23 protein-coding genes and 1 pseudogene are annotated in these 25,734 nt (G+C 60.3%); 8 read left to right on the plus strand and 16 right to left on the minus strand.

All coding sequences use genetic code 11. The features are described from left to right. Positions 1 to 34: 34 nt before the first annotated feature. Positions 35 to 1,237: a multidrug effflux MFS transporter gene (locus tag ACZZ0A_RS29150; RefSeq protein WP_007914685.1), complete on the plus strand. Its 1,203-nt coding sequence runs from the start codon at positions 35 to 37 to the stop codon at positions 1,235 to 1,237. A 7-nt stretch (positions 1,238 to 1,244) separates the two neighbouring features. On the opposite strand, the gene ACZZ0A_RS29155 is transcribed toward ACZZ0A_RS29150, so the two are convergent. From ACZZ0A_RS29155 to ACZZ0A_RS29165, 3 genes are all read right to left on the minus strand, one after another. Then, positions 1,245 to 1,418: a hypothetical protein gene (locus tag ACZZ0A_RS29155; RefSeq protein WP_007914687.1), complete on the minus strand. Its 174-nt coding sequence runs from the start codon at positions 1,416 to 1,418 to the stop codon at positions 1,245 to 1,247. Positions 1,419 to 1,578: 160 nt separating this feature from the next. Beyond that, positions 1,579 to 2,592, minus strand: coding sequence for a zinc-binding alcohol dehydrogenase family protein (locus ACZZ0A_RS29160; protein WP_007914689.1), 1,014 nt, complete (start codon positions 2,590 to 2,592; stop codon positions 1,579 to 1,581). 30 nt (positions 2,593 to 2,622) lie between these two features. Continuing rightward, positions 2,623 to 2,916, minus strand: coding sequence for a putative quinol monooxygenase (locus ACZZ0A_RS29165; RefSeq protein ID WP_007914690.1), 294 nt, complete (start codon positions 2,914 to 2,916; stop codon positions 2,623 to 2,625). Between the two features lie 119 nt (positions 2,917 to 3,035). Here ACZZ0A_RS29165 and ACZZ0A_RS29170 point away from each other — a divergent pair, with 119 nt between their 5' ends. The 3 genes from ACZZ0A_RS29170 (at position 3,036) to ACZZ0A_RS29180 (ending at position 6,527) form a co-directional block, all read left to right on the plus strand. Next, a complete protein-coding gene (locus tag ACZZ0A_RS29170; RefSeq protein ID WP_123376368.1) occupies positions 3,036 to 3,965 on the plus strand; it encodes a LysR family transcriptional regulator in 930 nt (309 codons plus the stop codon). 317 nt (positions 3,966 to 4,282) lie between these two features. Then, the gene (locus ACZZ0A_RS29175) at positions 4,283 to 5,017 is read left to right on the plus strand and encodes an ArsR/SmtB family transcription factor (RefSeq protein ID WP_007914692.1); all 735 of its coding nucleotides are present in this window, start codon (positions 4,283 to 4,285) and stop codon (positions 5,015 to 5,017) included. A gap of 127 nt (positions 5,018 to 5,144) precedes the next feature. Then, positions 5,145 to 6,527 (plus strand): MFS transporter, encoded by a 1,383-nt coding sequence (locus tag ACZZ0A_RS29180; protein WP_463544064.1) that lies wholly within the window; start codon positions 5,145 to 5,147, stop codon positions 6,525 to 6,527. 118 nt (positions 6,528 to 6,645) lie between these two features. Here ACZZ0A_RS29180 and ACZZ0A_RS29185 read toward each other — a convergent pair whose 3' ends face one another. The 3 genes from ACZZ0A_RS29185 to ACZZ0A_RS29195 form a co-directional block, all read right to left on the minus strand. Next, on the minus strand, positions 6,646 to 7,599 hold the full coding sequence (locus tag ACZZ0A_RS29185; protein ID WP_007914694.1) for an adenosine deaminase: 954 nt from the start codon (positions 7,597 to 7,599) through the stop codon (positions 6,646 to 6,648). 80 nt (positions 7,600 to 7,679) lie between these two features. Then, the gene (locus ACZZ0A_RS29190) at positions 7,680 to 8,645 is read right to left on the minus strand and encodes a 2-oxoglutarate and iron-dependent oxygenase domain-containing protein (protein WP_095114405.1); all 966 of its coding nucleotides are present in this window, start codon (positions 8,643 to 8,645) and stop codon (positions 7,680 to 7,682) included. 148 nt (positions 8,646 to 8,793) lie between these two features. Then, entirely contained in the window at positions 8,794 to 9,867 is a 1,074-nt protein-coding gene (locus ACZZ0A_RS29195; RefSeq protein ID WP_007914696.1) for a BMP family ABC transporter substrate-binding protein, read from the minus strand. A 274-nt stretch (positions 9,868 to 10,141) separates the two neighbouring features. Here ACZZ0A_RS29195 and ACZZ0A_RS29200 point away from each other — a divergent pair, with 274 nt between their 5' ends. Then, entirely contained in the window at positions 10,142 to 11,233 is a 1,092-nt protein-coding gene (locus tag ACZZ0A_RS29200) for a calcium:cation antiporter (protein WP_095114406.1), read from the plus strand. 127 nt (positions 11,234 to 11,360) lie between these two features. Here the strand turns inward: ACZZ0A_RS29200 and ACZZ0A_RS29205 are convergent, their stop codons facing one another. The 3 genes from ACZZ0A_RS29205 to ACZZ0A_RS29215 all read right to left on the minus strand — a co-directional run bounded on the left by ACZZ0A_RS29205 (position 11,361) and on the right by ACZZ0A_RS29215 (position 14,031). Beyond that, complete coding sequence (locus ACZZ0A_RS29205; protein ID WP_463544065.1) at positions 11,361 to 12,719, minus strand: 8-oxoguanine deaminase; 1,359 nt, start codon at positions 12,717 to 12,719, stop codon at positions 11,361 to 11,363. Positions 12,720 to 12,971: 252 nt separating this feature from the next. Continuing rightward, positions 12,972 to 13,658 (minus strand): SDR family oxidoreductase, encoded by a 687-nt coding sequence (locus ACZZ0A_RS29210; protein WP_086935984.1) that lies wholly within the window; start codon positions 13,656 to 13,658, stop codon positions 12,972 to 12,974. Between the two features lie 22 nt (positions 13,659 to 13,680). Continuing rightward, positions 13,681 to 14,031 carry a MerR family transcriptional regulator gene (locus ACZZ0A_RS29215; RefSeq protein WP_095114408.1) on the minus strand — a complete coding sequence of 117 codons (351 nt, stop codon included), beginning with the start codon at positions 14,029 to 14,031 and terminating at the stop codon, positions 13,681 to 13,683. An 83-nt stretch (positions 14,032 to 14,114) separates the two neighbouring features. Here ACZZ0A_RS29215 and ACZZ0A_RS29220 point away from each other — a divergent pair, with 83 nt between their 5' ends. Then, positions 14,115 to 14,549, plus strand: a complete 435-nt coding sequence (locus ACZZ0A_RS29220; protein WP_463544122.1) for a hypothetical protein — start codon at positions 14,115 to 14,117, stop codon at positions 14,547 to 14,549. 58 nt (positions 14,550 to 14,607) lie between these two features. Here ACZZ0A_RS29220 and ACZZ0A_RS29225 read toward each other — a convergent pair. The 7 genes and pseudogenes from ACZZ0A_RS29225 to ACZZ0A_RS29255 all read right to left on the minus strand — a co-directional run bounded on the left by ACZZ0A_RS29225 (position 14,608) and on the right by ACZZ0A_RS29255 (position 22,576). After that, positions 14,608 to 15,532, minus strand: a pseudogene (locus ACZZ0A_RS29225) (ABC transporter permease). Beyond that, positions 15,532 to 16,638 carry an ABC transporter permease gene (locus tag ACZZ0A_RS29230; protein WP_463544066.1) on the minus strand — a complete coding sequence of 369 codons (1,107 nt, stop codon included), beginning with the start codon at positions 16,636 to 16,638 and terminating at the stop codon, positions 15,532 to 15,534. The pseudogene ACZZ0A_RS29225 and the gene ACZZ0A_RS29230 overlap by 1 nt, the downstream one beginning before the upstream one ends. Before the next feature lie 13 nt (positions 16,639 to 16,651). Further along, on the minus strand, positions 16,652 to 18,199 hold the full coding sequence (locus ACZZ0A_RS29235) for an ABC transporter ATP-binding protein (protein ID WP_463544067.1): 1,548 nt from the start codon (positions 18,197 to 18,199) through the stop codon (positions 16,652 to 16,654). Between the two features lie 618 nt (positions 18,200 to 18,817). Then, positions 18,818 to 19,399, minus strand: coding sequence for an IMPACT family protein (locus tag ACZZ0A_RS29240; protein WP_414916620.1), 582 nt, complete (start codon positions 19,397 to 19,399; stop codon positions 18,818 to 18,820). 7 nt (positions 19,400 to 19,406) lie between these two features. Next, positions 19,407 to 20,057 carry a TetR/AcrR family transcriptional regulator gene (locus ACZZ0A_RS29245; protein WP_038360732.1) on the minus strand — a complete coding sequence of 217 codons (651 nt, stop codon included), beginning with the start codon at positions 20,055 to 20,057 and terminating at the stop codon, positions 19,407 to 19,409. Between the two features lie 88 nt (positions 20,058 to 20,145). Continuing rightward, positions 20,146 to 21,534 carry a uracil-xanthine permease family protein gene (locus ACZZ0A_RS29250; RefSeq protein ID WP_463544068.1) on the minus strand — a complete coding sequence of 463 codons (1,389 nt, stop codon included), beginning with the start codon at positions 21,532 to 21,534 and terminating at the stop codon, positions 20,146 to 20,148. 121 nt (positions 21,535 to 21,655) lie between these two features. Further along, a complete protein-coding gene (locus ACZZ0A_RS29255) occupies positions 21,656 to 22,576 on the minus strand; it encodes a LysR family transcriptional regulator (protein ID WP_007914725.1) in 921 nt (306 codons plus the stop codon). A gap of 138 nt (positions 22,577 to 22,714) precedes the next feature. On the opposite strand from ACZZ0A_RS29255, the gene aptA reads away from it, so the two are divergent. Beyond that, positions 22,715 to 24,064, plus strand: a complete 1,350-nt coding sequence (gene aptA / locus ACZZ0A_RS29260; RefSeq protein WP_007914732.1) for an omega-aminotransferase AptA — start codon at positions 22,715 to 22,717, stop codon at positions 24,062 to 24,064. Positions 24,065 to 24,141: 77 nt separating this feature from the next. Further along, complete coding sequence (locus ACZZ0A_RS29265; protein ID WP_463544069.1) at positions 24,142 to 25,635, plus strand: CoA-acylating methylmalonate-semialdehyde dehydrogenase; 1,494 nt, start codon at positions 24,142 to 24,144, stop codon at positions 25,633 to 25,635. Positions 25,636 to 25,734: the final 99 nt, after the last annotated feature.

Here is a 25,734-nt window from a genome sequence, read left to right on the forward strand (position 1 = left end):
CTGTCGGGCTGCCGACTTGCAACCTGGATGCCTGATGAACTTCCGTACCATTCTGATTCTCGGTGCCTTGACCGCCTTCGGGCCCTTGGCCATCGACTTCTATTTACCCGCATTCCCCTCGATGGCGCTGGCGTTCGGCACCGACGAGAAACACGTGCAGATGACGCTGGCGGCATATTTCGCCGGGTTGTCGATCGGCCAACTGGCTTATGGGCCGGTGGCGGATCGCTTTGGCCGACGCATCCCGTTACTCGTCGGGCTTACGCTGTTCACCCTGGCGTCGCTCGCCTGCGCTTATGCGCCGAACCTGGAATGGCTGATCGGCGCACGTTTCGTCCAGGCGTTGGGCGGTTGTGCGGGGATGGTGATTTCCCGGGCGGTGGTCAGCGACAAGTGCGACGCGGTGGGTTCGGCGAAAGTCTTCTCGCAATTGATGCTGGTGATGGGCCTGGCGCCAATTCTGGCGCCGATGCTCGGCGGTCTGCTGGTCAACACCACAGGCTGGCAGTCGATCTTCCTTGTGCTGACCGGGTTCAGTGCCTTGGCCGGTTTGGCCGTGGCGCTGGGGCTGCCGGAAAGTATGCCGGCGCACATGCCGCGCCAGCCGTTGTCCGGCGCCCTGCGCCAGTACGGGCGCTTGCTCAAGGATCGGGTTTACCTCGGTCATGCCCTGACCGGTGGCATCGCCATCGCCGGGATGTTTGCCTACATCGCCGGCTCGCCGTTTATCTTCATCAAGTTGTATGGCGTCCCGGCCGAACATTTCGGCTGGCTGTTCGGTACCAATGCGGCGGGCTTCATTCTGGTGGCGCAGGTCAATGCGCGGATGTTGGCCAAACGCGGCCCGGCGTTCCTGCTGTCGAGGGCAGTGTGGGTGTATTTCGCTGCCGGGCTGGCGCTGCTCGCGGTCAGCGCAATGCATACCGAGTCCTTGTGGCCGCTGCTGATTCCACTGTTCATCTGCGTGTCGAGCCTGGGCTGCATCAGCCCCAACGCCGCTGCCTGCGCGATGAACGGCCAGGGTGCGCGCGCCGGCAGTGCCTCGGCGCTGCTCGGCTGCATGCAATTCAGCGTCGCCGCCGGCGCTTCGGCACTGGTGGGGGTGTTGCACGACGGCACAGCCGTGCCGATGGCGATTGTTATCAGCCTGTGCGGTTTGCTGGTGGTGTGCGTGGCGCTGCTCACCCGCCGTCTGCAGAATGCCCGGGCACTGGCGCAAGCTCAGGCCGAGGCATAAAACAGCCTCAGCCGGCAGCGCGCTGCTGGCTGCGGTCGGGAATCTGATGGGGCGCGCACAGTCGCGCTTCGAGGGTGCGGGTGAAGGCCAGTGCTTCGGCTTCACTGCGGAATGTCACGGCGTGTTGGTCCAGTCGAACCTGCCATTGAGACTTTGCCACTTCTTTTATCAGGATCTTCATTGCTGACCTCCCTTGCGTAAAAGATGTATCGCAGAGGCTTCGATTGTAGACCTGAATACGATCGCAATTGTGACAACGGTCAAGCATCGGACTGACGGCAAAAAACAGCGCAGCCCCGCCGACCGCTCTAGGTTCGGCGAAGGCTGCGACGTGCGGTTTTTTAGAAACCTTCTAAAACAATTTTCCCCTTGGCTTTGCCACTTTCCAGCAGCTCATGAGCACGACGCAGGTTCGCCGCATTGATCGTGCCGAAGTGCTCGCCCACCGTGGTCTTCAACGTCCCGGCATCAATCAGCTGCGCCACGCGGTTAAGCAGTTTGTGCTGTTCGATCATGTCCGGCGTCTCGAACAGCGAGCGGGTGTACATGAACTCCCAGTGCAGCGACAGGCTCTTGCGCTTGAGTTTGCTCACGTCCAGCGACTTCGGATCGTCGATCAGTGCCAGTTTGCCTTGCGGCGCCAGCGCTTCGACCAGTTGATCGAGGTGCTGTTCGGTCTGGGTCAGGCTGGCGACGTGGGTCACGCTGTCGATCCCGGCGCGCTTGAGCTCTTCGCTCAGCGGCTGGCTGTGATCGATGACGAGGTCGGCGCCCAGTTGTTTGACCCAGTCACGGGTTTGCTCACGGGATGCGGTGCCGATGACTTTCAGGCCGGTCAGTTGCCTGGCCAATTGCGTGAGGATTGAGCCAACCCCGCCGGCCGCGCCAACGATCAGCAAACTCTGATCTTCGTTGGTTTTGCCTTCGCGGATTTGCAAGCGTTCGAACAGCAATTCCCATGCGGTGATCGCGGTCAGCGGCAGTGCGGCAGCTTCGGCAAACCCGAGAGATTTCGGCATATGGCCGACGATGCGCTCATCGACCACGTGCAGTTCACTGTTGCCGCCGGCACGGGCGATGGAGCCGGCGTAGAAAACCTTGTCGCCAGCCTTGAACAGCGTCACTTCGCTGCCGACAGCCTTGACCACACCGGCGACGTCCCAGCCCAGCACTTTCGCTGCAGCGTTTTCCGGTGCCACGTTCTGCCGCACTTTGGTGTCGACCGGGTTGACCGAAATGGCTTTGACTTCCACCAGCAGGTCGCGCGGGCCGGCGACCGGTTCTGGCAGTTCGATGTCTTGCAGGGATTTGGCGTCGCTGATCGGCAGGGAAGCGTAATAGGCAATGGCTTTCATGAAGGGCTCCGTACAGTTAATAGAAGAAGATCAGGCAATCACGCCAAGGCGCTTGAGCTGGAAGTGTTCGATGGTGTGGCCGGCAGTGGCCTGGAAGTTCTGAAAGTGCGCGCTGTTGTTGTGCGCCTCAAGAATCGCTTCGCTGGCCCAGTGTTCGATCACATAAAACACCTGCGGGTCGGTGAGGTCGCGGTGCAGGTCGTACTGGCTGCAACCGTGTTCGGCGCGGCTCGGTTCAACCAGGGCGCGCAAGCCCTGTTCGAGAAGATCCTGTTGACCGGGTTTGGCAATCAGGGTGGCGATAGCGGTGAAAGGCTGGGACATGCTCGGCTCCAGAGAAGCGGGATGAATGCGATGGAGTGATGATTGGCTATTTCTCTGCGAGATAAAACCGGCTAAAAGAGCAGTCTCTTTCAATATTTTTTTGATAATCGAGGCTGAGCATGCTGCGTTTCGATGACTTGCAGTTGTTTGTCCGGGCGGCGGATCTGGGCAGTCTGTCGGCGGCAGCGCGGGTAATGGACATGTCTGCGGCCGTGGCCAGTGCGGCGTTGAAACGGATCGAACAGCAACTCGGCGCGCGGTTGCTCGCGCGTTCGACCCGCAGTTTGCGTCTGACGGCCGAAGGTGAAGGCTTTCTCGAATACGCCCGCGCGGCGTTGAGCCATCTCGATGAAGGCCGGCGCTTGCTGGCCAGCGGCCAGGATCAGGTCAGTGGGGTCTTGCAGTTGTCGGCACCTTCGGACTTCGGCCGCAATCTGTTGCTGCCATGGCTCGACGCGTTCCAGCGTGAACACCCGAAGCTGACCGTGCGTTTGCTGCTCGGCGACCGCATTGCTGACCTGTTCCGCCAACCGGTAGACATCGCCTTGCGTTATGGCGAACCGGAAGACTCAAGCCTGGTCGCCTTGCCCATCGCCCCGCATAACCGTCGTGTGCTGTGTGCCTCGCCGGCGTATCTGGCCCGGCACGGCGAACCGCGCCAGCTCGAACAACTGGCCCAGCACAACTGCCTGCTGTACATGCTCGGCAGTCGGGTGCATGACCATTGGAGTTTTCATGACGGCAAACGTGAAGTCGGCCTGACCGTCAGTGGTGACCGTTTCAGCGATGACGCCGACGTGGTGCGCCTGTGGGCGGTGGCCGGCGCCGGAATTGCCTACAAGTCGTGGCTGGACGTGGGCGCCGATGTGCTCGCCGGGCGTCTCAAAGTGCTGCTGCCGGAGTTGCTGTGTGAGCGCGCACCGCTGAATTTGTTGTGCGCCCATCGCGCTCAATTGAGTAAGCCGGTGAACCTTCTGCGGGAAATGCTCGCCAGCCGATGCGCTGATTTGAGTAGTCAATTTCCCGCTTTTTCGGAAGTTGATCATTAGTCGCAGGTAAATAGAGAAATTTCTGTCAGGAACAATCACCACCTGCGCAGGCCCCGGCGCGGGACGCGGGAGCTAACCCGCTTATACTAGCGCCCGCCTCATGCCAGCACCGACACCCCGGCCCGGAGACCCTCGCACCGCGTCGCCAGTATTCGAGTGATGGTCGCGCAACTGCTGCGGGTTCTGTGCTGGAGCAGGCTGCGTCACTGGCCTGCCTTGTCCCGGTTCATGGCGATTTTCGCGTCTTGGCCGATGACTCATTACCGGCCAAGATGTCTCCGAGCAGTAGACGATACGATTCAACAGGGAGTGAACACATGGAACATGCACCTTGCATCAGCCAGATCGCCACGTTGCTGGCCGACCCCAAGCGCAGCGCGATGATGTGGGCGTTGATGGATGGCTCGGCCCGGCAAACCGAGGAGCTTGCGCTACTGGCAGGGCTGTCGCCGTCGTCGGCCAGCGCGCACTTGGCGCGGCTTTCCACGGGTGGTCTGTTGAAGGTCGAAGTCCGCGGTCGCAAGCGGTTTTTCCGTCTCTCGGCACCGGAGGTCGGCGCTGCAATAGAAGCGTTGGCCAGCGCTACCATTGCCAGTGCTCCAAGGGACATTCCCGAGGTATTCAAACGCACCACCCCCATGGCCAAACCGCAGACCGCGCCGTCCTCACTGTTGCGTGCGCGTTTTTGCGATGACCATCTGGGCGGTACGCTGGCGGCGGATCTGTATCAGCGGCTGCTTGATGCCGGTTGGATCGAACAGCTTGAGCAACGCGTCGTGGTGACCCACAAGGGGGCGAAATTGTTGGCTGGGCGCGGTGTGTTCATTCAAGCGTTGGCCCATCGCAACGTACAAGTGGCGTGTGCCTGTCCGGACTGGAGCGAGCGTCGTCCGCACATGGGAGGCTCACTGGGTGCCGCGTTGCTGCAGTTGTTCATGCAGTCCGGTTGGCTGACCCTGCCCAACGATTCCAGAGCCTTGCAATTGACGGCCACTGGCCAACGGGAACTGCACCGCTTCGCCAAGGAAACCGAACTGGAAATGGCGTTGTAGAGCACTCGCATTCGACGTCAGCACTTCTGGCGTCGTCCACGACTGCGAACAGGTCGCATCCAGCAGCAACGCCTGAGCGCTATCGCGCACACTCGATCCGGGGATATTTCGGATCGGGGGAGGCGGCATGGACACACACGGCTACAGCGCGGCGGAACGCTTGGAGCGACTGCCAATAAGCGGTTATCACCGGATCATTTTCATCATTATTGCCCTGGCGTTTTTCTTCGACTCCATGGACCTGGCGATGATGACGTTCCTGCTCGGCTCGATCAAAGCCGAGTTCGGCCTGAGCAGTGCGCAAGCGGGGCTGCTCGCCAGTTCGAGCTTCTTCGGCATGGTGCTGGGAGCGTCGCTGTCGGGCATGCTCGCCGACCGCTTCGGGCGCAAACCGGTGTTTCAGTGGAGCATCGTGCTGTGGGGCGTGGCCAGTTATCTGTGCTCGACGGCGCAAACGGTCGAGACGCTGACACTGTTCCGCATCCTGTTGGGGATCGGCATGGGCATGGAGTTTCCCATCGCCCAGTCGATGTTGTCCGAGCTGATTCCGGCGCAACGTCGCGGTCGTTACATCGCGTTGATGGACGGCTTCTGGCCGCTCGGCTTCGTCGCTGCTGGCGTGCTGTCCTACTTTCTGCTGCCACTGATTGGCTGGCGCGACATCTTTCTGGTGTTGGCCGTGCCGGCAGTGTTTGTGCTGGCGATCCGCTTTTTCATTCCCGAGTCACCGCGCTGGCTGGAACAGGCGGGGCGCGATGACGCTGCGGACAAGGTGTTGAACGGCATCGAGGCGCGGGTGCGCAACTCGCTGGGCGGTGCGGCGCTGCCGGAACCGATTCGTTTGCCGCGCACTGTGACGCCGCCGGGCAACTTCTTTTCGGCGCTCAATCAGATCTGGTCGCCGCAGTATCGCCAGCGCACCACGATGATCTGGAGTCTGTGGTTCTTTGCGCTGCTTGGCTTTTACGGGCTGACGTCGTGGCTCAGTGCGCTGCTGCAACAGTCGGGTTTCGCAGTGACGCAGTCGGTGTATTACACGGTGCTGATTTCCCTGGGCGGGATTCCCGGGTTTCTGATGGCGGCGTGGCTGGTCGAGCGCTGGGGGCGCAAACCGGTGTGCATCGTCACGTTGCTCGGCGGCGGGGTGATGGCGTTTCTGTATGGGCAGAGCGCGGTGTTTGGCGGCAACGTTGCGCTGCTGATCAGCACCGGGCTGTTGATGCAGTTTTTCCTGTTCGGTATGTGGGCGGTGCTCTACACCTACACGCCGGAGTTGTATCCGACGTCGGCGCGGGCGACAGGCTCGGGCTTCGCCTCGGCAATTGGCCGCGTGGGGTCGCTGCTCGGGCCGTTGGTGACCGGGCTGGTGTTCCCGATTACCGGGCAGGGCGGGGTGTTTGCGCTGGGCGCGGCATGCTTTGCGATAGCGGCGGGGGTGGTGTGGCTGTTCGGGATGGAGACGCGCGGGAAAACCCTTGAAGAGCTGACTGAAACCCAATCTATCGGCTAACACAGATCCAATGTAGGCCTTCGCCTGCTCGCGATAGCGGAGTGTCAGATATAGATTTTTTAGCTGACACCCTGCTATCGCGAGCAGGCGAAGGCCTACAAAGGTTTTGCGGTGTTGCTTATGGCTTTACCAGTCGCGCATCCAGGCTGTTCTGCGCCAGGCGCTTGGCCTGATCCTGGGTCATGCCCAAATGCTCATGCAGTGCGTAGAAGTTCTCGGTCACGTAACCACCGAAGTACGCCGGGTCATCGGAGTTCACCGTAACCTTCACGCCACGCTCGAGCATGTCGAGGATGTTGTGCTGCGACATGTGATCGAACACGCAAAGCTTAGTATTCGACAGCGGGCACACGGTCAGCGGGATCTGCTCGTCGATGATCCGCTGCATCAGGCGCTCGTCTTCGATGGCGCGTACGCCATGGTCGATACGCTGGATTTTCAGCAGGTCGATGGCCTCCCAGATGTACTCCGGCGGGCCTTCTTCGCCAGCGTGGGCGACGGTCAGGAAGCCTTCGTGGCGGGCACGGTCGAACACGCGCTGGAACTTGCTCGGCGGGTGGCCCATCTCGGAGCTGTCGAGGCCGACCGCGACAAACGCATCACGGAACGGCAGCGCTTGATCGAGAGTTTTCTCGGCTTGTTCTTCGCTGAGGTGGCGCAGGAAACTGAGGATCAAACCGCTGGTGATGCCCAGTTGTTGCTCGCCATCCTTGAGTGCCGCGGCGATGCCGTTGAGCACCACTTCGAACGGGATGCCCCGGTCGGTGTGGGTCTGCGGGTCGAAGAACGGTTCAGTGTGAATGACGTTCTGTGCTTTGCAGCGCAGCAGGTAGGCCCAAGTCAGGTCGTAGAAGTCCTGCGAGGTGCGCAATACGTCGGCACCTTGGTAATACAGGTCGAGGAATTCCTGCAGGTTGTTGAAGGCGTAAGCCTTGCGCAGGGTTTCCACGTCGTTCCACGGCAGGGCGATCTTGTTGCGTTCGGCCAGGGCGAACAGCAGCTCGGGCTCCAGCGAGCCTTCCAGGTGCAGGTGCAGTTCAGCCTTGGGCAAGGCGTTGAGCCAGTCGTACATATTCTTTTCTCATCAGGTGCAATGGCGGCATTCTACAGATGCTCGCCGAAACAATTGGCAAAACCTGACCAAGCGATCCATCAAACGGCTTCCTGCTCACGGCGATAAGCGTAGGTATCGGCGAAGCGCGAGAGCAGGAATTCGGCGCAGGTGGTGGTCGGATACTTCGCTGGGTGTTGTGCGTCCTGACAACCGGGCAGGCATTCGATGCGCGTGTCCGGGTGCGGCTCGGCGAAGAACGGCATCGAATAGCGATCGACCCCGAGCGGACTGATGACGCGGTGCGGCGTCGAGCGATAACGGTCGTTGCTCCAGCGCGCCATCATGTCGCCGAGGTTGACCACGAAAGTGCCCTCAATCGGTGGCGCGTCGATCCATTCGCCTTTGACATTCTTCACTTGCAAGCCACCGGCGCTGTCCTGATAGAGCAGGGTGACGCAGCCGTAATCGGTGTGCGCGCCGGCGCCTTGCTGCTCGGCGGAGCTGGCGGTGTGGCGCGGTGGGTAATGGATCATGCGCAGCACGCTGACGGGGTCGTTGAAACGGCTGTCGAAGAAGTCGCGCTCGATGCCCAGCGCGAGAGTCATTGCCCGCAGCAGGGTTTGGGCGAGAGCCTGCATGTCGAGGTAATGCTGTTCCATCAACTCGGCCCAGCCGGTTTGCGCCGGATGACGGTTCGGCCCGCGCAACGGTTTTCCGGCGAGTACGTCGGGATGGTTGGCCGGCAGGTGCAGGCCCATGTCGAAGGTTTCTTTGAGGTCGCTGGGTTTGCTTGGGTCGAGTTGCTCGGTGGCGATCGCACCGTAGCCGCGATGGTGGCGGGTCTGGGTGATGTCGATCTTGAGTTTTTCCGCTGCGGGCAGAGCAAAAAAACGCTGAGTCTGATCGAGCACCGCGTCGATGCGTTGCGCCGAAATCGGGTGACCCTTGATGTAGAAAAAGCCCCACTCGCGGCAGGCGTGGTCGATTTGCCCGGCCACGGCGGGCCAGGCGTTTTCATCGTCGCTGTAGAGCGGGCTGATATCGATGATCGGAAGCTGATCCATACACAATCCTTGAAAAGTACGGGAGATCGTTCCCATGCTCCGCGTGGGAATGCCTCAATGGACGCTCTGCGTCCGCTTTTGGCAGGGCCGCGGAGCGTCCCGGGCGGCATTCCCACGCAGAGCGTGGGAACGATCGGGGTCAGGGGGATTACTTCGGCATCTCGGCCTTCATGCCTTCAACGTAGTAGTTCATCGACGCCAGCTCCGCATTCGTCGCGCTCACGCCTGCGGGGATTTTCTCCACGCCGGCCTGATCCTTGATCGGCCCGGTAAACGGCTGCAACGCACCGCTCTTGATGTCGGCAATGAGTTGCTCGGCCTCGGCTTTCACCGGCGCTGGCACCAAGTCACTGATCGGCAGTTCAACCGTGCCCTCCTTCAGCCCGCCCCAGTAGTCCTGGGATTTCCAGGTGTGGTCGATCACGCTTTGCGTCGCCTGAATATAGTGCGGCGCCCAGTCGTTGACGATCGAGGTCAGCACCGCTTTTGGCCCGAAGTGCGCCATGTCCGAGGCATAACCCACCGCGTACACGCCACGACGCTCAGCCGCCTGAATCGGCGCCGGGCTGTCGGTGTGCTGGAACACCACGTCGACGCCCTGATCGATCAGCGCGTTGGCCGCGTCGGCCTCCTTGCCCGGGTCGAACCACGAGTTGACCCACACCACTTTGATCTCGGTGCCCGGGTTGTACTTGTTCAGGGCCAGTTGAATCGCGTTGATGTCGCGGATCACCTCGGGGATCGGGAACGAGGCGACGTAACCGATCTTTTTGGTCTTGGTCATCTTCGCTGCGAGGAAGCCGCCGACGTAGCGACCTTCGTAAGTGCGCGCCAGATAGGTGCCGAGGTTCTTGTCCTGTTTGTAGCCGGTGGCGTGTTCGAAGGTCACCTTGGGAAACTGCTTGGCGACTTTGACAGTGGGGTTCATGTAGCCGAAAGAGGTGGTGAAGATCAGGTCGTACTTGTCCTTGGCCATGTTGCGGATCACCCGCTCGGCGTCGGCACCTTCGGCGACGTTCTCGACGTAGTTGGTGGTGATCTGATTGCCGAATTTCTCCGCGAGTGCCTTGCGCCCCTGTTCATGCTGATACGTCCAGCCGTGGTCACCGATCGGGCCGATATAGACGAAACCGACCTTCAGCGGATCGGCAGCGCTGGCGCTCAGGCTGATCCCCAGACCGAGGGCGGCGCACAGCAGTTTGTGCAGCGGACGTATTTGCATGAATTGGAGCTCCGTTTTGTTGTGTGTGGTCAGGGCCAATGCAAATTGCTGACCAACAGGACAACAAACAAAAAAGATCGCAGCCTTCGGCAACTCCTACATGGGAATGCGCAAGCTGTAGGAGCTGCCGAAGGCTGCGATCTTTTCAGCGCCCGGACCAACGCAGTGCAAGTCCGCGAGTTCACGCCATCGCTTGGTGCGCTAAGGTGTAACGAAACGTTAGCGCCGCTCCGCAGTCAGTAGCTCATTCGCTCTCTTCGGCAAAAGGCCCGCCATGCTCACCCTCCTCAAGCAAGAAAGCTTTCTCCTGCTGGCAGTTATCGCCGCGTGCGTTGCCTATTCGTTGGAACACTGGATGCTGCACAGCGGCCAGATCGTCGCGCTGACTGCCGGTCTGGTGCTGATCGCCTTCATCGTCGCCGCCTCGATGCGCGTCGCCCATCACGCCGAATTGCTCGCCGAAAAGGTCGGCGACCCTTACGGCACGATGATCCTCACGCTTGCGGCCGTGCTGGTCGAAGTGGTTATTCTGGCAATCATGATGAGCAACGAAGCGTCGCCCACGCTGGTGCGCGACACGATCTACTCCGCCGTGATGCTCGACATCAACGGCATCCTCGGCCTCGCAGCGCTGATGGGCGGGATCAAACACGGCGAACAGTCCTACAACGACGATTCCGCGCGCAGCTACAGCGTGATGATCCTCACCGCCATGGGCGTGTCGATGGTGGTGCCGGAGTTCATTCCCGAGGCCAACTGGAAGATTTATTCAGCGTTCACCATCGGCGCGATGGTCGTGCTTTACGCGTTGTTTCTGCGCATGCAGGTCGGCCCGCACAGCTACTTTTTCAGCTACAGCTACCCCGACAAACGCCGCAAGAAAGAACCGCAGGACGCGCAGGCAAAAGCACCGAGCATCGGTCTGTCGATCGGCATTCTGGTGTTTGGCATTGTGGTGATCGGCGCATTGGCCGAGGTAATGTCGAAGACCCTCGATCTGGGCCTGGAAGGCACGGGTGCACCGCCGGTGATCACGGCGATTCTGGTGGCGGCGATATCCGCAGCGCCGGAGATTCTGACCGCGTTGCGCGCAGCATTGGCCAACCGCATGCAGTCGGTGGTGAACATTGCGATGGGCGCGTCACTGTCGACGGTGATTTTGACGGTGCCGGTGATGGAGGCGATGGCCCTGTACACCGGCCAGCCGTTTCAGATGGCGATGACGCCGGTGCAGACGGTGATGATCTTCATCACGCTGATCGTTAGTGCGATCAACTTGAATGACGGTGAGACCAATGCCATCGAAGGCATGACGCACTTCGTGCTGTTCGCGACCTTCATCATGCTGTCCCTGCTCGGTCTCTGATGATTGATCGTTCCCACGCTCCGCGTGGGAATGCCGCCATGGACGCTCTGCGTCCGCCGCTGGGACGCGGAGCGTCCCGAGATGCATTCCCACGCAGAGCGTGGGAACGATCAGATGGGGAGGGGGATCAGGTACCTGCGATCAGCTGCCGAGCCGCCTGGCTGTGATCGGCAATCAGACCTTTCAGATCAAGCCCTTCAACCTGCCCATCGACCACACGCCACTTGCCACCAATCATCACCCGATCCGCACGATCCGCGCCGCACAACAGCAACGCGGAAATCGGATCATGGCTGCCCGAGAAGCGCAGCTCATCAAGCTTGAACAACGCCAGATCCGCCTGCTTGCCCACGGCAATCTCACCGATATCGGTACGGCCCAACAAGCTCGCCGAACCCTTGGTCGCCCAGCCCAGTACGCGTTCCGGGGTGATCTTCTCGGCGCCGTAACGCAGACGCTGGATGTACAGCGCCTGACGCGCTTCGAGAATCATGTTCGACGCATCGTTGGACGCCGACCCATCCACGCCCAGACCAAACAACGCACCCGCGTCAGTCAGATCTATACTCGGGCAGATGCCGGAAGCCAGACGCATGTTCGAGCTCGGGCAATGGCAGATACCGGTGCCCGCCTCGCCGAGTCGAGTGATTTCGTCCGGGTTGAAGTGGATCCCGTGGGCCAGCCAAGTGCGCGGGCCGAGCCAGCCGACGCTGTCGAGATAATCGACGGTGCGCAGGCCGAAACGCTGCAGGCAGAAATCCTCTTCGTCGAGGGTTTCCGCCAAGTGCGTGTGCAGACGCACGTCGAGCTTGTTCGCCAGTTCGGCGCTGGCCGACATGATTTCCGGGGTCACCGAGAACGGCGAGCACGGCGCCAGGGCGATCTGGATCTGCGCGCCGTCGCCACGTTCGTGGTACTCGTGAATCAGGCGCTGACTGTCGTCGAGAATCACCTGGCCTTCCTGCACGGTTTGCTGCGGCGGCAGACCGCCGTCCTTCTCGCCGAGGCTCATCGAACCGCGAGTGAGCATGGCGCGCATGCCCAGTTCGCGGACGCTTTCGACTTGCACGTCGATGGCGTTTTCCAGACCGTCCGGAAACAGGTAGTGGTGGTCGGCAGCGGTGGTGCAGCCCGACAGCAGCAATTCAGCCAACGCCACTTTGGTGGCGAGTGCGAGTTTTTCCGGCGTCAGGCGCGCCCACACCGGGTACAGGGTTTTCAGCCATGGGAACAACGGCTGATTGACCACCGGCGCCCAGGCGCGGGTGAGGGTTTGATAGAAGTGATGGTGGGTGTTGATCAGGCCTGGCAGGATCACATGCTCGCGGGCATCGAACACTGCATTGCACGGCGCCGACGGCTGTTGGCCAGCGGCGAGGACTTCGACGATGACACCGTCTTGCACGACAAGACCGCCACGGGCATCGAGCTCGTTGGAGGTGAAAATGGCGAGGGGATTTTTTAACCAGGTACGGGTCGCGGGCATGTTGCCGGCTCCTCTGAAAATGGGGTTCAGGGTTGCCAGCTCAGTGATGCCCTGTCTGCTGATCCAGGGTCGCCGCGAGGGACGAGGTGCGCAGTTTCAAACAAATTGCCACGCCGGGCAAGCCCAACCCGACAGGACAACATCACCAAAATACACAACCCCTGTAGGAGCTGCCGAAGGCTGCGATCTTTTGATTTTGTTTTTAAGATCAAAAGATCGCAGCCTTCGGCAGCTCCTACAGGGGATCATCAATTACCAGGGAATCGTTTCGCCCTTGTAATTGATGAAGTGATGTCCGCCCTTGCCGGTGTACGCATTCACCTGATCGATCAACCCACGGGTGCTGGTCTCAACGTCAAGGTCAGCCCCTTCACCGCCCATATCGGTCTTCACCCAACCCGGATGCAGCGATAACACCGTCATCTTCTGCTCGCCCAATTGGGTGACAAAACTGTTGGTCATCGAATTCAGCGCAGCCTTGCTGGCCTTGTATAACGCCAGTTCCGGCGCGTCGGGCACCGTCACACTGCCCAGCCCGGAACTCATGAACGCCAGCACACCGCTGCCGTCACGAATCTGCCCGACAAACCGTTGCGCCAGATTGATCGGCGCCACCGCGTTGGTGAAAAACAGCTGACCGACTTCAGCCAGAGTCGCGCCGCCCGGGGTCTGATCGGCCGGGCCTTTGACCCCGGCGTTGACGAACAGCAGGTCGAAGGTTTCGCCTTTGAGCTGCTGACTCAGAGCGATCACCGCTTGCTGATCGTCCATGTCGAGCTTCTCGATCCGCACTTTGCCCAGCGCTTGCAGCGCCTCGGCGTTTTGCGGATTGCGCACGGTGGCGGTGACTTGCCAGCCGTCGGCCAGCAGGGTTTTCACCAGACCGAGGCCAAGGCCCCGGGAGGCGCCGATGATCAGTGCGTTTTTTGCAGACATGATGGGCTTCCTTGATGAATGAGGATCATGGATTCAATGGACAGGCCTGACCGAGGCGAAGTTGCAACTCCTGACGCAGCGCGTCGAGTTCGCGCATGCGGGTTTCGATCAGTTGCAGTTTGTCGCGCAGCAACTGCGCCACGGCGTTGTCAGGATTGGGGGCATTCCACAACGCGGCGACGCTGTTGCCGATCTCGCCGAGGGTAAATCCCAGGCGTTGCGCCGTTTTGATATAGAGCACCAGTTGCACCATCTCCGGCGGATAGTCGCGATAACCGTTGGCGCTGCGCTGCGCCGCAATCAACCCGCGCTGCTCGTAGAAGCGCAGGGTGTCACGGCTGACGGCACTGGCCTGGGCTAACTCACCGATGCGCATGCTGGTTCTCAAAAGGGCTATTGACCCTGGAGCATACTCCAGGCTTTACCGTGGTTGCTCCTCAAATTTCTGGAGCATGGATGATGTGGACTTCAACGCAATATCGCAACGTGGTGCGCGGCAGTGCCTGGTATGACCTGGTCGTCACGGCGGCGTTTGCCACGCCGTGGAGTTTTGCCGCTTTGCACGGATTGTTGAGCGTGCTGAATTTGCCCGGCGAGCTGCCGGTGTTTCAGCCTGTGCATATGTTGATGGCGAATCTGCTGGGCTCGGTGGTGTGCGTGTGGGCGGTGCTGCGGATTCGTGATCCGCAGGCGCTTTATGGACGCTATGACGTGGTGGCGCGGTTTCTGTTTGCGGCTTGGCAGGCGTATGCCTTGCTCCATGGCGCCAGTTCGATTTTGCTGGTTTTCCTGGTCTTCGAACTGGCGTGGGGCATCGCTCAAGTGTTGCCTGTCAGGGCCTCATCGCTGGCAAGCCAGCTCCCACAGTGTCCGAGTAGTGCGCAAAATTTGTGATCAGCACTAAACCTGTGGGAGCTGGCTTGCCAGCGATGGGGCCAGTGAGATCACCGCATCAATGCCCTGACTGCCAAGGCTGCCCAAGCGAAACCGGTGCATACAACCGCGTCCGCAGCGCATCCCGCGACAACAGCACCAACACCACAATCGTCGCCACATACGGCAGCATCGCCAGCAAACTCGACGGAATCGCCAGCCCCAATCCCTGCGCCACCAAATGCAGGATGCTGGCGAGGCCAAACAGATACGCCCCGAGCAACAACCGCCACACCCGCCAACTGGCAAACACCACCAGCGCCAACGCGATCCAGCCACGCCCGGCGGTCATGTTCTCCGCCCACATCGGCGTATACGCCAGCGACAAATAAGCCCCGGCCAACCCAGCCATCGCTCCGCCAAACAGCACCGCCAACGTGCGCACGGTCAACACCGGCAGCCCCATCGCACTGGCCGCATCCGGATTTCGCCGACCGCTTGAATGATCAACCGACACGACTTTTGACGATCACCCACGCCACCAGCGCAAACAGCGCGAACGACAGATACACCAGCAAGTCCTGAGCAAACAGCATCCGCCCGATCAGCGGAATCTCACTCAGATAAGGAATCGCCAGCGGCTCAAAACCGGCCAACGGTTTACCCACCCAAGCCGCGCCGACAAAGGTCGACAACCCGACACCAAAAATCGTCAGGGCCAACCCGGTCGCCACCTGATTGGCGTTGAACACCAGCGCCACCAAGGCAAACAGCGACGACAACAGCATCCCGGCCAACATCGCCAGCAACACACCGAGCCACAGGTTGCCGCTGTTCAGCGCGACGATAAAACCGATCACCGCACCAAACAGCATCATCCCTTCCTGCCCAAGATTGAGCACGCCGCTCTTCTCGCAGATCAGTTCCCCCAGCGCCACCAGCAACAGCGGTGTGCCGCAACGCACCATGGCGTAGAAAATATTGCTCAACAGATCGATATCCATCACAGCGCTCCGGCAGTTACGGCGGTGGTCGAAGTACGCTTCACCCAGCGCAGTTTCAGACGTGGCCGATAGAGAATCAGCACGTCACAGGCGAGCAGGAAAAACAGCATCATTCCCTGGAATAACTGGGTGATCGCTTGCGGCAGATTCAGGCTCATTTGCGCACTCTCGCCACCGATGTACAGCAGTGCCATCAACAGGCTGGAAAACAGAATCCCGATCGGATTCAGGCGCCCAAGAAAAGCCACGGTGATTGCCGCATAGCCGTAACCCGGGGACACCTGCGGCACCAACTGGCCAATCGGCCCGGTGACTTCGCAGACACCCGCAAGCCCGGCCAAGCCGCCACTGATCAACAGCGCCAGCCAGATCAACCGCTTCTCGCGAAAGCCGACAAACCCTGCGGCACGCTTGTCCAACCCAAGCACTTTGATCTGGAAACCGACAAAGCTTTTCTGCAACAACACCCACACCGCGACCAGTGCGAGCAAGGCGAAATACACCCCGGCATGCACGCGGCCATCCTCCATCAACAACGGCAAACGGCTGGCGTCGCCGAACATCGCCGACTCGGGAAAGTTGAATCCGGCCGGATCCTTCAGCGGCCCGTGCACGCAGAACAGCAGCAGGTTCAGCGCGATGTAATTGAGCATGATGCTGGTGAGGATTTCGTTGGCGTTGAAGCGCGTGCGCAACCACGCGGTCAGCCCGGCCCACGCCGCACCAGCGACGGTGCCGGTGAGCAGAATAAATACCAGCGCCCAACGACTTTGCATGCCGATGATGTTCACCGCCAAGGCACTGCCGGCGAGCGCGCCGAGGAGCAATTGGCCTTCGGCGCCGATGTTCCAGATTCGCGCCTGGTACGCCACGGCCAACCCCAGTGCGCAAAGCAGAATCGGCAGCGCTTTGACCAGCAATTCGGAGACGCCATACAAATCGCTGACCGGTGCGATCAGCAGCGTGTGCAAGGTTTGCAACGGGTCGTGGCCAAGGGCGATAAACAGCAGCGAGCCGCAGCCAAGCGTCAGCGCTGCCGCCAGTAACGGCGAGCACCACAGCATCAAGCGCGATTGCTGGCCACGGGGTTCGAGGGAAAGCAGCATGTGGAAAACTCCGTTAAACCGTGGCGGCCGAAGGGGCGTGGTCGAACTGACCGGCCATCCAGCCGCCGACGTCGCTGAGTTGGGTATCGGTGGTGTTGTGCAGCGCCGACAAACGTCCACCGCACAACGCGCCGAGGCGGTCGCTGATCTGGAACAGTTCGTCGAGGTCTTCGGAGATCACCAGAATCGCCGCGCCGGCATCGCGTAACGCGATCAGTGCCCGGTGGATAGTCGCGGCGGCGCCGACGTCGACGCCCCAGGTCGGGTGCGCGGCGATCAGCAGTTTCGGTTGCTGGAGAACTTCCCGGCCGAGGATGAATTTCTGCAGATTGCCGCCGGACAAACTGCGCGCGGCGGTTTGCGTGTCTGGGGTTTTCACGCCGAAGCGCTGAATGATCTGCCGGGCGAGGGCTTCGACTTTGCCGCGATCGATCAAACCGTGGCTGACCAATCCCTGTTGAAAGGCGGTGAGGAGGGCGTTATCGGCCAGACTCAACTCCGGCACCGCGCCGTGACCGAGACGCTCGGCCGGCACGAACGCCAAACCCAGTTTGCGTCGTGCATCCGGGCGTAGGTCAGCAACGGGTTGCTCAGCAAATCGGATGGTTGTGGCTTCGGCCCGAGGCAAGGTCTGTTCGCCGCTGAGCAGGGCCAGCAACTCATCCTGACCATTACCGGCGACCCCGGCGATGCCGACGATTTCACCGCTGCGCACTTCCAGGTCGATATCTTTCAGTGAGCAGCCAAACGGATCCGGGTTGTGCCAACTCAATCCGCTCACCCGCAAAAACGCCGCGCCGCCGCTGACCTTCGGATAATCGCCAATCAACGCCGCCGCTTCGCCCACCATCATCTGCGCCAACTGCTGATCCGAACATTCGGCAGGCACGCAATGTCCGGCGACACGCCCGCCGCGCAGAACCGTTGCGCTATGACACAACGCGCGCACTTCACCAAGCTTGTGGCTGATAAACAGAATGCTGCAGCCTTCGGCAGCGAGGCGGCGCAGGGTGATGAACAACTCGTCGGCCTCCTGCGGTGTCAGTACCGAAGTCGGCTCATCGAGGATCAGCAGACGAATGTCCTGCATCAGGCAGCGAATAATTTCCACTCGTTGCCGCTCGCCGATCGACAGGCTGTGGACAAGTCTTTCCGGCTCCAGCGCCATACCGTAGCGACGCGACACTTCGCGAATTTTCGGCTCCAGTTGTTTCGGTGTGCCGGCCGCAGCGCCCATTGCCAGGGCAATGTTCTGTGCCACGCTGAGGGTTTCGAACAGCGAGAAATGCTGGAACACCATGCCGATGCCCAACTGCCGCGCCTGCGCCGGGTTGCGGATATTCACCGGCTGACCTTGCCAGAGCATCTCGCCGGCATCGGCCTGGGTGACGCCGTAGATAATTTTCATCAAGGTACTTTTGCCCGCGCCGTTTTCACCGAGCAGGGCATGGATTTCCCCCGGCGCGATGCTCAGGTCGATGGCGTCATTGGCCAGACAACCGGGGTAGCGTTTGCTGATATGGCGCAATTGCAGGCGCGAAGTAAGAGGGGCGATTGGCATGGCAGGCTCGACTTGCTTGGAGTTGTGCCTGTGGATAAAGCAATTTCCTGGCCATTGAGTCAGGAACGCGAGCGGGCCGCGTGTGCGAGTGCCTGAAGCAGAGCATTGCCTGCAAAATTGGCTGGGCTCACGGCACCAATTCAGAGCAAAGCCGTTGATCGGGCTCCAGTTTTGCCCGTCGGCAACTGATCAAAAAACGAGCAAACCCCTGTGGACTAGGCAGGACCTGCGACTGCGCCAGCCATGAACGGGTTATCCACAGGTTGCTCCACAGTTATTGTGCGCAAGCTGCAAACCTGGGCATAAGCACTGCGGTGCTTTCTTCTAATGGTGATAAACCACGCTAACTGACTGTTTCTGTTTGAAATTTTCGTTTCGTCGAGTGAATTGAACGAAAAGTGAACAAACCGCGCAAAGCCACGTGACAGAAGGGTTACAGCGGAATGTACTCAGGTTATCCACAGTCGGGTGCACAGCAGATGTGGGCAAGTCCGGGGAATAACGGAAAAGGGTCATGCCCTAAAAGATCGCAGCCTTCGGCAGCTCCTACAGGAGAGCGCATTTCAAATGTAGGAGCTGCGCAACGCTCGGGCCGCGATCGGACGATCTTTTGATCTTTTATCGTTGAAGCAAAATCCGCCCACGACTCAAATCGGCTAGCTGCGTTTGCAAGACCTCGATCTGCGCTTCGCCCACAGCCAACTTCAACTCAACGCCGTTCGCCGTGAAGTTCTCCTCCACAACCAATCCACCCAAGTCCGCAACCCGCAACTTCACCAACGCCAACTCGGCAAACCCGCAGGCGCAACTCAGCGGCACGCGGCTGATCAACTCGACCTTTGCCGCCGTCTGCAGGCACTTGTTCGCACCACCACCATAGGCACGGGCCAATCCCCCAGTGCCGAGTTGAATACCGCCGTACCAACGGATCACCAACACCGCGACCTGATCGCAATCCTGCGCTTCGATCGCCGCCAGAATCGGTCGCCCGGCCGTGCCGCCCGGTTCGCCGTCGTCATTGCTGCGGTATTGATCGCCGAGTTTCCACGCCCAGCAATTGTGCGAGGCGTTGAAATCGCTGTGCTGTTCAAAAAACGCCTGAGCATCGGCAGGGCTGCCGATCGGCGTGGCAAAGGTGATAAAGCGGCTTTTGCGAATCTCTTCGCGGTACTCGCAAAAACCGCTGAGGGTGAAAGGCATAAACGTCTTATAGAGGAGGAGTGAGGCCGCAGCCTTTGAGAATGATGCGGATCAGGTTGTTGCCGGCGTCTTCCATGTCCTGCTTGGTCAACTTGCTGCGACCGCTGACGCGGCAGATCTGCGTGGCGAAGTCAGCGTAATGCTGGGTGCTGCCCCACAACAGGAAGATCAAATGCACCGGATCGACCGGGTCCATTTTGCCGGCATCGATCCACGCTTGAAATACCGCCGCGCGGCCGGTGAACCAGGCGCGGTAGTCCTGATTGAAATATTCGCTCAGGCATTCGCCGCCGCTGATCACTTCCATCGCAAAGATTCGCGAGGCCTGTGGCTGACGACGGGAGAATTCCATCTTGGCGCGGATATAGCGAGTCAGCGCTTCGGCCGGATCGTCCTCGGCGGTAAGGGTGTTGAAGGTGCTGTCCCACAGCTCGATGATGTTGCTCAGCACCGCCACGTACAAACCGAGTTTGTTGGTGAAGTAGTAATGCAGGTTGGCCTTGGGCAACCCGGCATTCTGGGCGATGGTGTTCATGCTGGTGCCTTTGTAACCGTGACGGGCGAACTCGTCTTCGGCGGCTTTGAGGATGGTCTCTTCGTTTTTCTGACGAATGCGGCTGGCGGGTTTGCCGCCATGGGCTGGGACTTCAAAGGTCATAGGCACTTCCGGGTTTGTCTGTGGGTGCAACCAGTTGCGTTGATAGCGCACCCACAGGCATCCGACAAGTGTTTGAGCGATAAAACCGTTACGCCTGTTCGATCTTGTTCAGCGGCGGGTGCGCTTCAGCAGCCTCGATTTTCGACTCCGGCAGCAGCAGGCAAAGGATTATCGCGGTCAGGCCGCCGCTGGTGATCGCCGAATCAAACAGGTTTTGCACCAGTTTCGGCAGCAGGTGCAGCAGGTTCGGTTGCGCGGCAATGCCCAGGCCGACGCCGAACGACGTGGCGATGATCAACATGCTGCGCCGATCCAGCGGCGACTGCGCGAGGATGCGCACGCCGGCCGCAGCCACCGCGCCGAACATCACCAAGGTAGCGCCGCCGAGCACCGGTTTCGGGATCTGCTGCAGCACGGCGCCGATCATCGGGAACAGGCCGAGACAAAACAGGATCGCGCCGATGTACAGGCCGACGTAGCGGCTGGCGACGCCGGTCAACTGAATCACGCCGTTGTTCTGCGCAAACGTGGTATTGGGAAAGGCGCTGAAGGTCGCGGCGATCATGCAGCTCACGCCGTCACCGAGTACGCCCCCGCGCAGGCGGCTTATATAGGAAGGGCCGCTGATTGGCTGACGGGCGAGCATGCAGTTGGCGGTGAGGTCACCGACGGTTTCGATGGTGCTGATCAGATAAATCAGCGCGACCGGCAGGAAAGCCGTCCAGTCGAAGTTGAAGCCAAACTTGAACGGTGTAGGAAAACTCACCAGTGGCAAGTCAGGTAAAGGCTGCGGCACCAGTTTCCCACTGAACCACGCGGCCAGACTGCCCAGCAGCAAACCGATGATGATTGCCGACAAGCGCACCCATGGCGTGTTCGAGCGGTTGAGCAGAATGATCGTCAGCAACACAAACACGCCCAGCGCCAGATTGCCCGGCGCACCGAAATCTGGCGCATTGAAGCCGCCACCCAGATCGGTGATGCCGACCTTGATCAGGCTGATACCGATCAGGGTGATGACGATCCCGGTCACCAGCGGTGTGACGACTCTGCGCAACTGGCCGATGAAGCGGCTGAGGACGATCTGCACGATTGCGCCGAAAAAGCACACACCGAAGATCATCGCCAGAATGTCTTCCGGGCTGCCGCCACGTTGCTTGACCAGAAACCCCGCCGACAGCACCGCACCAAGAAAAGCAAAACTGGTGCCTTGCAGACAGATCATTCCCGCCCCGATGCCGAACGGCTGCCGCGCCTGAATAAAGGTGCCGACGCCCGAAACCATCAAGGCCATGCTGATCAGGTACGGCAAATGCGCGGTCAGCCCGAGGGCCGAGCCGATCACCAATGGCGGGGTGATGATGCCGACGAAACTGGCGAGCACGTGTTGCAGCGCCGCGAGTATCGCGGCAAGCGGTTTGGGGCGGTCGTCGAGGCCGTAGATCAGGTCGCTGGACGGTGCGGAATCTGGCTGCATGGCTTAAGGCTTCTTGTTGAAGGATCGAGGTTGATCCTGCTTTGCAAAAAGCTGTCCACTTGCTCAGGTTATTGGTCGAATTTGTTGCTAAGGCCCAAAGCTGGTGGGCCTAGGAGGATTTTCAACGCGTTGCCGCCAGACTCTCCAAAAAGCTTTCCAGCACCAAATGAGGGCGCCGCCCCTTGCGCGTGACCGATGCGAGGCTCAGGTCGTAGAAACGTGTTTGCGATTTCAGCGCACGCAAACGACCTTGCTGCACCCAGAGGCTGGCGTAGTGATCCGGCAGGTAACCGATGTAGCGTCCGGTCAAAATCAGGAATGCCATGCCTTCGCGGTCGGAAGCGCTGGCCGTGCAATTAAGCGCCTGGTAATGCGCCTGAATCTCCGCCGGCAAACGAAAGGTCGGCGCGATCGCGTCCTGACTGTTAAGGCGTTCGTCATCGAGCTGTTTGTCATCGACATAAAACAACGGATGACCCACCGCGCAATAAAGCAGCGAACGTTCGCTGTACAGCGGCTGATATTCCAGGCCCGACAACGCACTGGCCTGCGGCACCACGCCGACATGCAGGCGCCCATCGAGCACGCCTTGTTCGACCTCATTCGGCGCAATCATGCGGATCTGGATCTGCACATCCGGCCCGCGCTCCTTCAATTGCGCGAGGGCGTGGGTGATGCGCATGTGGGGCAGGGTGACCAGGTTGTCGGTCAGGCCGATGATCAACTCGCCACGCAAATGCTGGTGCAGGCCGTTGACCTCAGTGCGGAAGCTTTCCAGCGCACTTAACAGTTGCAGCGCCGACTGATACACCTCGCGACCTTCTTCGGTCAGCGAAAACCCGGCGCGCCCACGCTGGCACAGACGTAAGCCGAGGCGCTGCTCCAGATCGCTCATCTGCTGACTGATCGCCGAGCGACCGATGCCGAGCACCGTCTCCGCTGCCGAGAACCCGCCGCATTCCACCACGCTGCGAAAAATCCGCAGCAAGCGGATATCAAAGTCACTGACCTGGGCCAGCGGATCGGGGCGGCGGCTGCTCATCTTATTGTTCTCATTGTTTAGCAAAGTTCTAACTGAAGGTTAGAAGAGTTGGATTTCACCGACTTTATCCGCGTGGCAATTTAGCTGCAACAACGCTTTTTATCTCCCTGACGCTTATGCCCTGCGAGGTTTTGCCCGATGAACATGCCTGAAAACGCGCCGTCGCCACTGGCCAGCCAACTGAAGCTGGACGCGCACTGGATGCCGTACACCGCCAACCGCAATTTCCAGCGCGATCCGCGTTTGATCGTTGGCGCCGAAGGCAGCTGGTTGATCGACGACAAGGGCCGCCGGGTATACGACTCGCTGTCCGGTCTGTGGACCTGCGGCGCCGGCCACACCCGCAAGGAAATTCAGGAAGCGGTCTCCAAGCAGTTGGGCACCCTCGATTACTCGCCGGGCTTCCAGTACGGCCACCCATTGTCGTTCCAGCTGGCTGAGAAAATCACCGAACTGACCCCGGGCAATCTGAACCATGTGTTCTTCACCGACTCCGGTTCCGAGTGCGCTGACACCGCGGTGAAAATGGTCCGTGCCTACTGGCGCCTGAAGGGGCAGTCGACCAAAACCAAAATGATTGGCCGTGCCCGTGGCTACCACGGCGTGAACATCGCCGGCACCAGCCTCGGCGGCGTCAACGGTAACCGCAAGCTGTTCGGTCAGGCGATGATGGACGTCGATCATCTGCCGCACACGCTGCTGGCCAGCAACGCCTTCTCCCGTGGCATGCCGGAGCAGGGCGGTATCGCCTTGGCCGATGAACTGCTGAAGCTGATCGAACTGCACGATGCTTCTAACATCGCCGCTGTGTTCGTTGAGCCTATGGCCGGTTCCGCCGGCGTGCTGGTGCCACCGCAGGGTTACCTGAAACGTCTGCGCGAGATCTGCGACCAGCACAGCATTCTGTTGGTGTTCGACGAAGTGATCACCGGTTTCGGCCGTACCGGCAACATGTTCGGTGCTGACACCTTTGGCGTGACCCCGGACCTGATGTGCATCGCAAAGCAAGTCACCAACGGCGCGATCCCGATGGGCGCGGTGATTGCCAGCTCCGAGATCTACCAGACCTTCATGAATCAGCCGACCCCTGAGTACGCGGTGGAATTCCCGCACGGCTACACCTACTCGGCGCACCCGGTGGCTTGCGCCGCTGGCCTGGCAGCGCTCGATCTGCTGCAAAAGGAAAATCTGGTGCAGAGCGTCGCTGAAGTAGCACCGCATTTCGAAAACGCGCTGCATGGCCTGAAAGGTTCGAAGAACGTTATCGACATCCGTAACTTCGGTCTGGCCGGCGCGATCCAGATTGCCGGTCGTGACGGCGACGCCATCGTGCGTCCGTTCGAAGCGGGCATGGCCCTGTGGAAAGCCGGGTTCTACGTGCGCTTCGGCGGCGACACCCTGCAGTTCGGCCCAACCTTCAATAGCAAGCCGCAAGACCTCGATCGTCTGTTCGATGCGGTCGGCGAAGTGCTGAACAAGCTCGACTGATTTTTCCCTCTATATATAAGTACAAACAGCCGGCGCCCCTCGTGGGCGTCTGCGGACAAGAATTCAGGAGTTTTTCGATGAGCGTTATCCCGCATTTGATCAATGGCGAACTGGTGACCGAGAACGGTCGCGCAGTTGATGTGTTCAACCCGTCTACCGGTCAGGCTATCCACAAGCTGCCACTGGCCAGCCAGGCAACCATCCAGAAAGCCATCGATGCCGCCAAGGCAGCGTTCCCGGCCTGGCGCAACACGCCACCGGCCAAACGTGCGCAGGTAATGTTCCGCTTCAAGCAACTGCTGGAGCAGAACGAAGCGCGCATCTCGCAATTGATCAGCGAAGAACACGGCAAGACCCTGGAAGACGCCGCCGGTGAACTGAAGCGTGGTATCGAGAACGTCGAGTTCGCTTGCGCAGCTCCAGAAATCCTCAAGGGCGAGTACAGCCGCAACGTCGGCCCGAACATCGACGCATGGTCGGACTTCCAGCCGCTGGGCATCGTTGCCGGGATCACTCCGTTCAACTTCCCGGCCATGGTGCCGCTGTGGATGTACCCGTTGGCGATCGTTTGCGGCAACTGCTTTATCCTCAAGCCGTCCGAGCGCGATCCAAGCTCGACACTGCTGATCGCACAGTTGCTGCTGGAAGCCGGTTTGCCGAAAGGCGTGATGAGCGTGGTTCACGGTGACAAGGCTGCAGTAGACGCGCTGATCGAAGCGCCGGAAGTCAAAGCGCTGAGCTTTGTCGGTTCGACGCCGATCGCTGAGTACATCTATGCCGAAGGCACCAAGCGCGGCAAACGCGTTCAGGCACTGGGCGGCGCGAAGAACCACGCAGTGTTGATGCCGGATGCCGATCTGGACAACGCGGTCAGCGCACTGATGGGCGCGGCCTACGGTTCCTGCGGCGAGCGCTGCATGGCGATTTCGGTCGCTGTGTGTGTGGGTGACCAGGTGGCGGATGCTCTGGTGGCGAAACTGGTTCCACAGATCCAAGCGCTGAAAATCGGTGCCGGCACTTCTTGCGGTCTGGACATGGGCCCACTGGTGACCGGTCAGGCGCGCGACAAAGTCAGCGGTTACGTAGATGACGGCGTGGCAGCGGGCGCGACTCTGGTGGTCGACGGTCGTGGTTTCAGCGTGGCCGGTCATGAAGAAGGCTTCTTCCTCGGTGGCTGCCTGTTCGACAACGTCACCCCAGAGATGCGCATCTATAAAGAAGAGATCTTCGGCCCGGTACTGTGCATCGTTCGTGTGAACAGTCTGGAAGAGGCAATGCAACTGATCAACGATCACGAATACGGAAACGGCACCTGCATCTTCACCCGTGACGGTGAAGCGGCGCGCCTGTTCTGCGACGAGATCGAGGTCGGCATGGTTGGCGTTAACGTACCGCTGCCGGTGCCGGTGGCTTATCACAGCTTTGGCGGCTGGAAGCGTTCGCTGTTTGGCGACCTGCATGCCTATGGTCCGGACGGTGTGCGCTTCTACACCCGTCGCAAGGCGATCACCCAGCGCTGGCCGCAACGGGCGAGCCATGAGGCTTCGCAGTTCGCCTTTCCTAGCTTGTAAGTAGGGCAGTGCAGCGAAGGCCGACCCCTTGGGGTCGGCCTTCGCGTTTTCGGGGATTTTTGACTGATGTGACAGAATTATGAAAATAGGTGTTGACGG

This window comes from Pseudomonas sp. AC242 (assembly GCF_979258655.1).

What these genes read in the sequence shown, in the direction of transcription:
- ACZZ0A_RS29150 (WP_007914685.1), top strand. Translation starts at nt 35, where the DNA reads ATGAACTTCCGTACCATTCTGATTCTCGGTGCCTTGACCGCCTTCGGG.
- ACZZ0A_RS29155 (WP_007914687.1), bottom strand. Translation starts at nt 1,418, where the DNA reads ATGAAGATCCTGATAAAAGAAGTGGCAAAGTCTCAATGGCAGGTTCGA.
- ACZZ0A_RS29160 (WP_007914689.1), bottom strand. Translation starts at nt 2,592, where the DNA reads ATGAAAGCCATTGCCTATTACGCTTCCCTGCCGATCAGCGACGCCAAA.
- ACZZ0A_RS29165 (WP_007914690.1), bottom strand. Translation starts at nt 2,916, where the DNA reads ATGTCCCAGCCTTTCACCGCTATCGCCACCCTGATTGCCAAACCCGGT.
- ACZZ0A_RS29170 (WP_123376368.1), top strand. Translation starts at nt 3,036, where the DNA reads ATGCTGCGTTTCGATGACTTGCAGTTGTTTGTCCGGGCGGCGGATCTG.
- ACZZ0A_RS29175 (WP_007914692.1), top strand. Translation starts at nt 4,283, where the DNA reads ATGGAACATGCACCTTGCATCAGCCAGATCGCCACGTTGCTGGCCGAC.
- ACZZ0A_RS29180 (WP_463544064.1), top strand. Translation starts at nt 5,145, where the DNA reads ATGGACACACACGGCTACAGCGCGGCGGAACGCTTGGAGCGACTGCCA.
- ACZZ0A_RS29185 (WP_007914694.1), bottom strand. Translation starts at nt 7,599, where the DNA reads ATGTACGACTGGCTCAACGCCTTGCCCAAGGCTGAACTGCACCTGCAC.
- ACZZ0A_RS29190 (WP_095114405.1), bottom strand. Translation starts at nt 8,645, where the DNA reads ATGGATCAGCTTCCGATCATCGATATCAGCCCGCTCTACAGCGACGAT.
- ACZZ0A_RS29195 (WP_007914696.1), bottom strand. Translation starts at nt 9,867, where the DNA reads ATGCAAATACGTCCGCTGCACAAACTGCTGTGCGCCGCCCTCGGTCTG.
- ACZZ0A_RS29200 (WP_095114406.1), top strand. Translation starts at nt 10,142, where the DNA reads ATGCTCACCCTCCTCAAGCAAGAAAGCTTTCTCCTGCTGGCAGTTATC.
- ACZZ0A_RS29205 (WP_463544065.1), bottom strand. Translation starts at nt 12,719, where the DNA reads ATGCCCGCGACCCGTACCTGGTTAAAAAATCCCCTCGCCATTTTCACC.
- ACZZ0A_RS29215 (WP_095114408.1), bottom strand. Translation starts at nt 14,031, where the DNA reads ATGCGCATCGGTGAGTTAGCCCAGGCCAGTGCCGTCAGCCGTGACACC.
- ACZZ0A_RS29220 (WP_463544122.1), top strand. Translation starts at nt 14,115, where the DNA reads ATGTGGACTTCAACGCAATATCGCAACGTGGTGCGCGGCAGTGCCTGG.
- ACZZ0A_RS29230 (WP_463544066.1), bottom strand. Translation starts at nt 16,638, where the DNA reads ATGCTGCTTTCCCTCGAACCCCGTGGCCAGCAATCGCGCTTGATGCTG.
- ACZZ0A_RS29235 (WP_463544067.1), bottom strand. Translation starts at nt 18,199, where the DNA reads ATGCCAATCGCCCCTCTTACTTCGCGCCTGCAATTGCGCCATATCAGC.
- ACZZ0A_RS29240 (WP_414916620.1), bottom strand. Translation starts at nt 19,399, where the DNA reads ATGCCTTTCACCCTCAGCGGTTTTTGCGAGTACCGCGAAGAGATTCGC.
- ACZZ0A_RS29245 (WP_038360732.1), bottom strand. Translation starts at nt 20,057, where the DNA reads ATGACCTTTGAAGTCCCAGCCCATGGCGGCAAACCCGCCAGCCGCATT.
- ACZZ0A_RS29250 (WP_463544068.1), bottom strand. Translation starts at nt 21,534, where the DNA reads ATGCAGCCAGATTCCGCACCGTCCAGCGACCTGATCTACGGCCTCGAC.
- ACZZ0A_RS29255 (WP_007914725.1), bottom strand. Translation starts at nt 22,576, where the DNA reads ATGAGCAGCCGCCGCCCCGATCCGCTGGCCCAGGTCAGTGACTTTGAT.
- aptA (WP_007914732.1), top strand. Translation starts at nt 22,715, where the DNA reads ATGAACATGCCTGAAAACGCGCCGTCGCCACTGGCCAGCCAACTGAAG.
- ACZZ0A_RS29265 (WP_463544069.1), top strand. Translation starts at nt 24,142, where the DNA reads ATGAGCGTTATCCCGCATTTGATCAATGGCGAACTGGTGACCGAGAAC.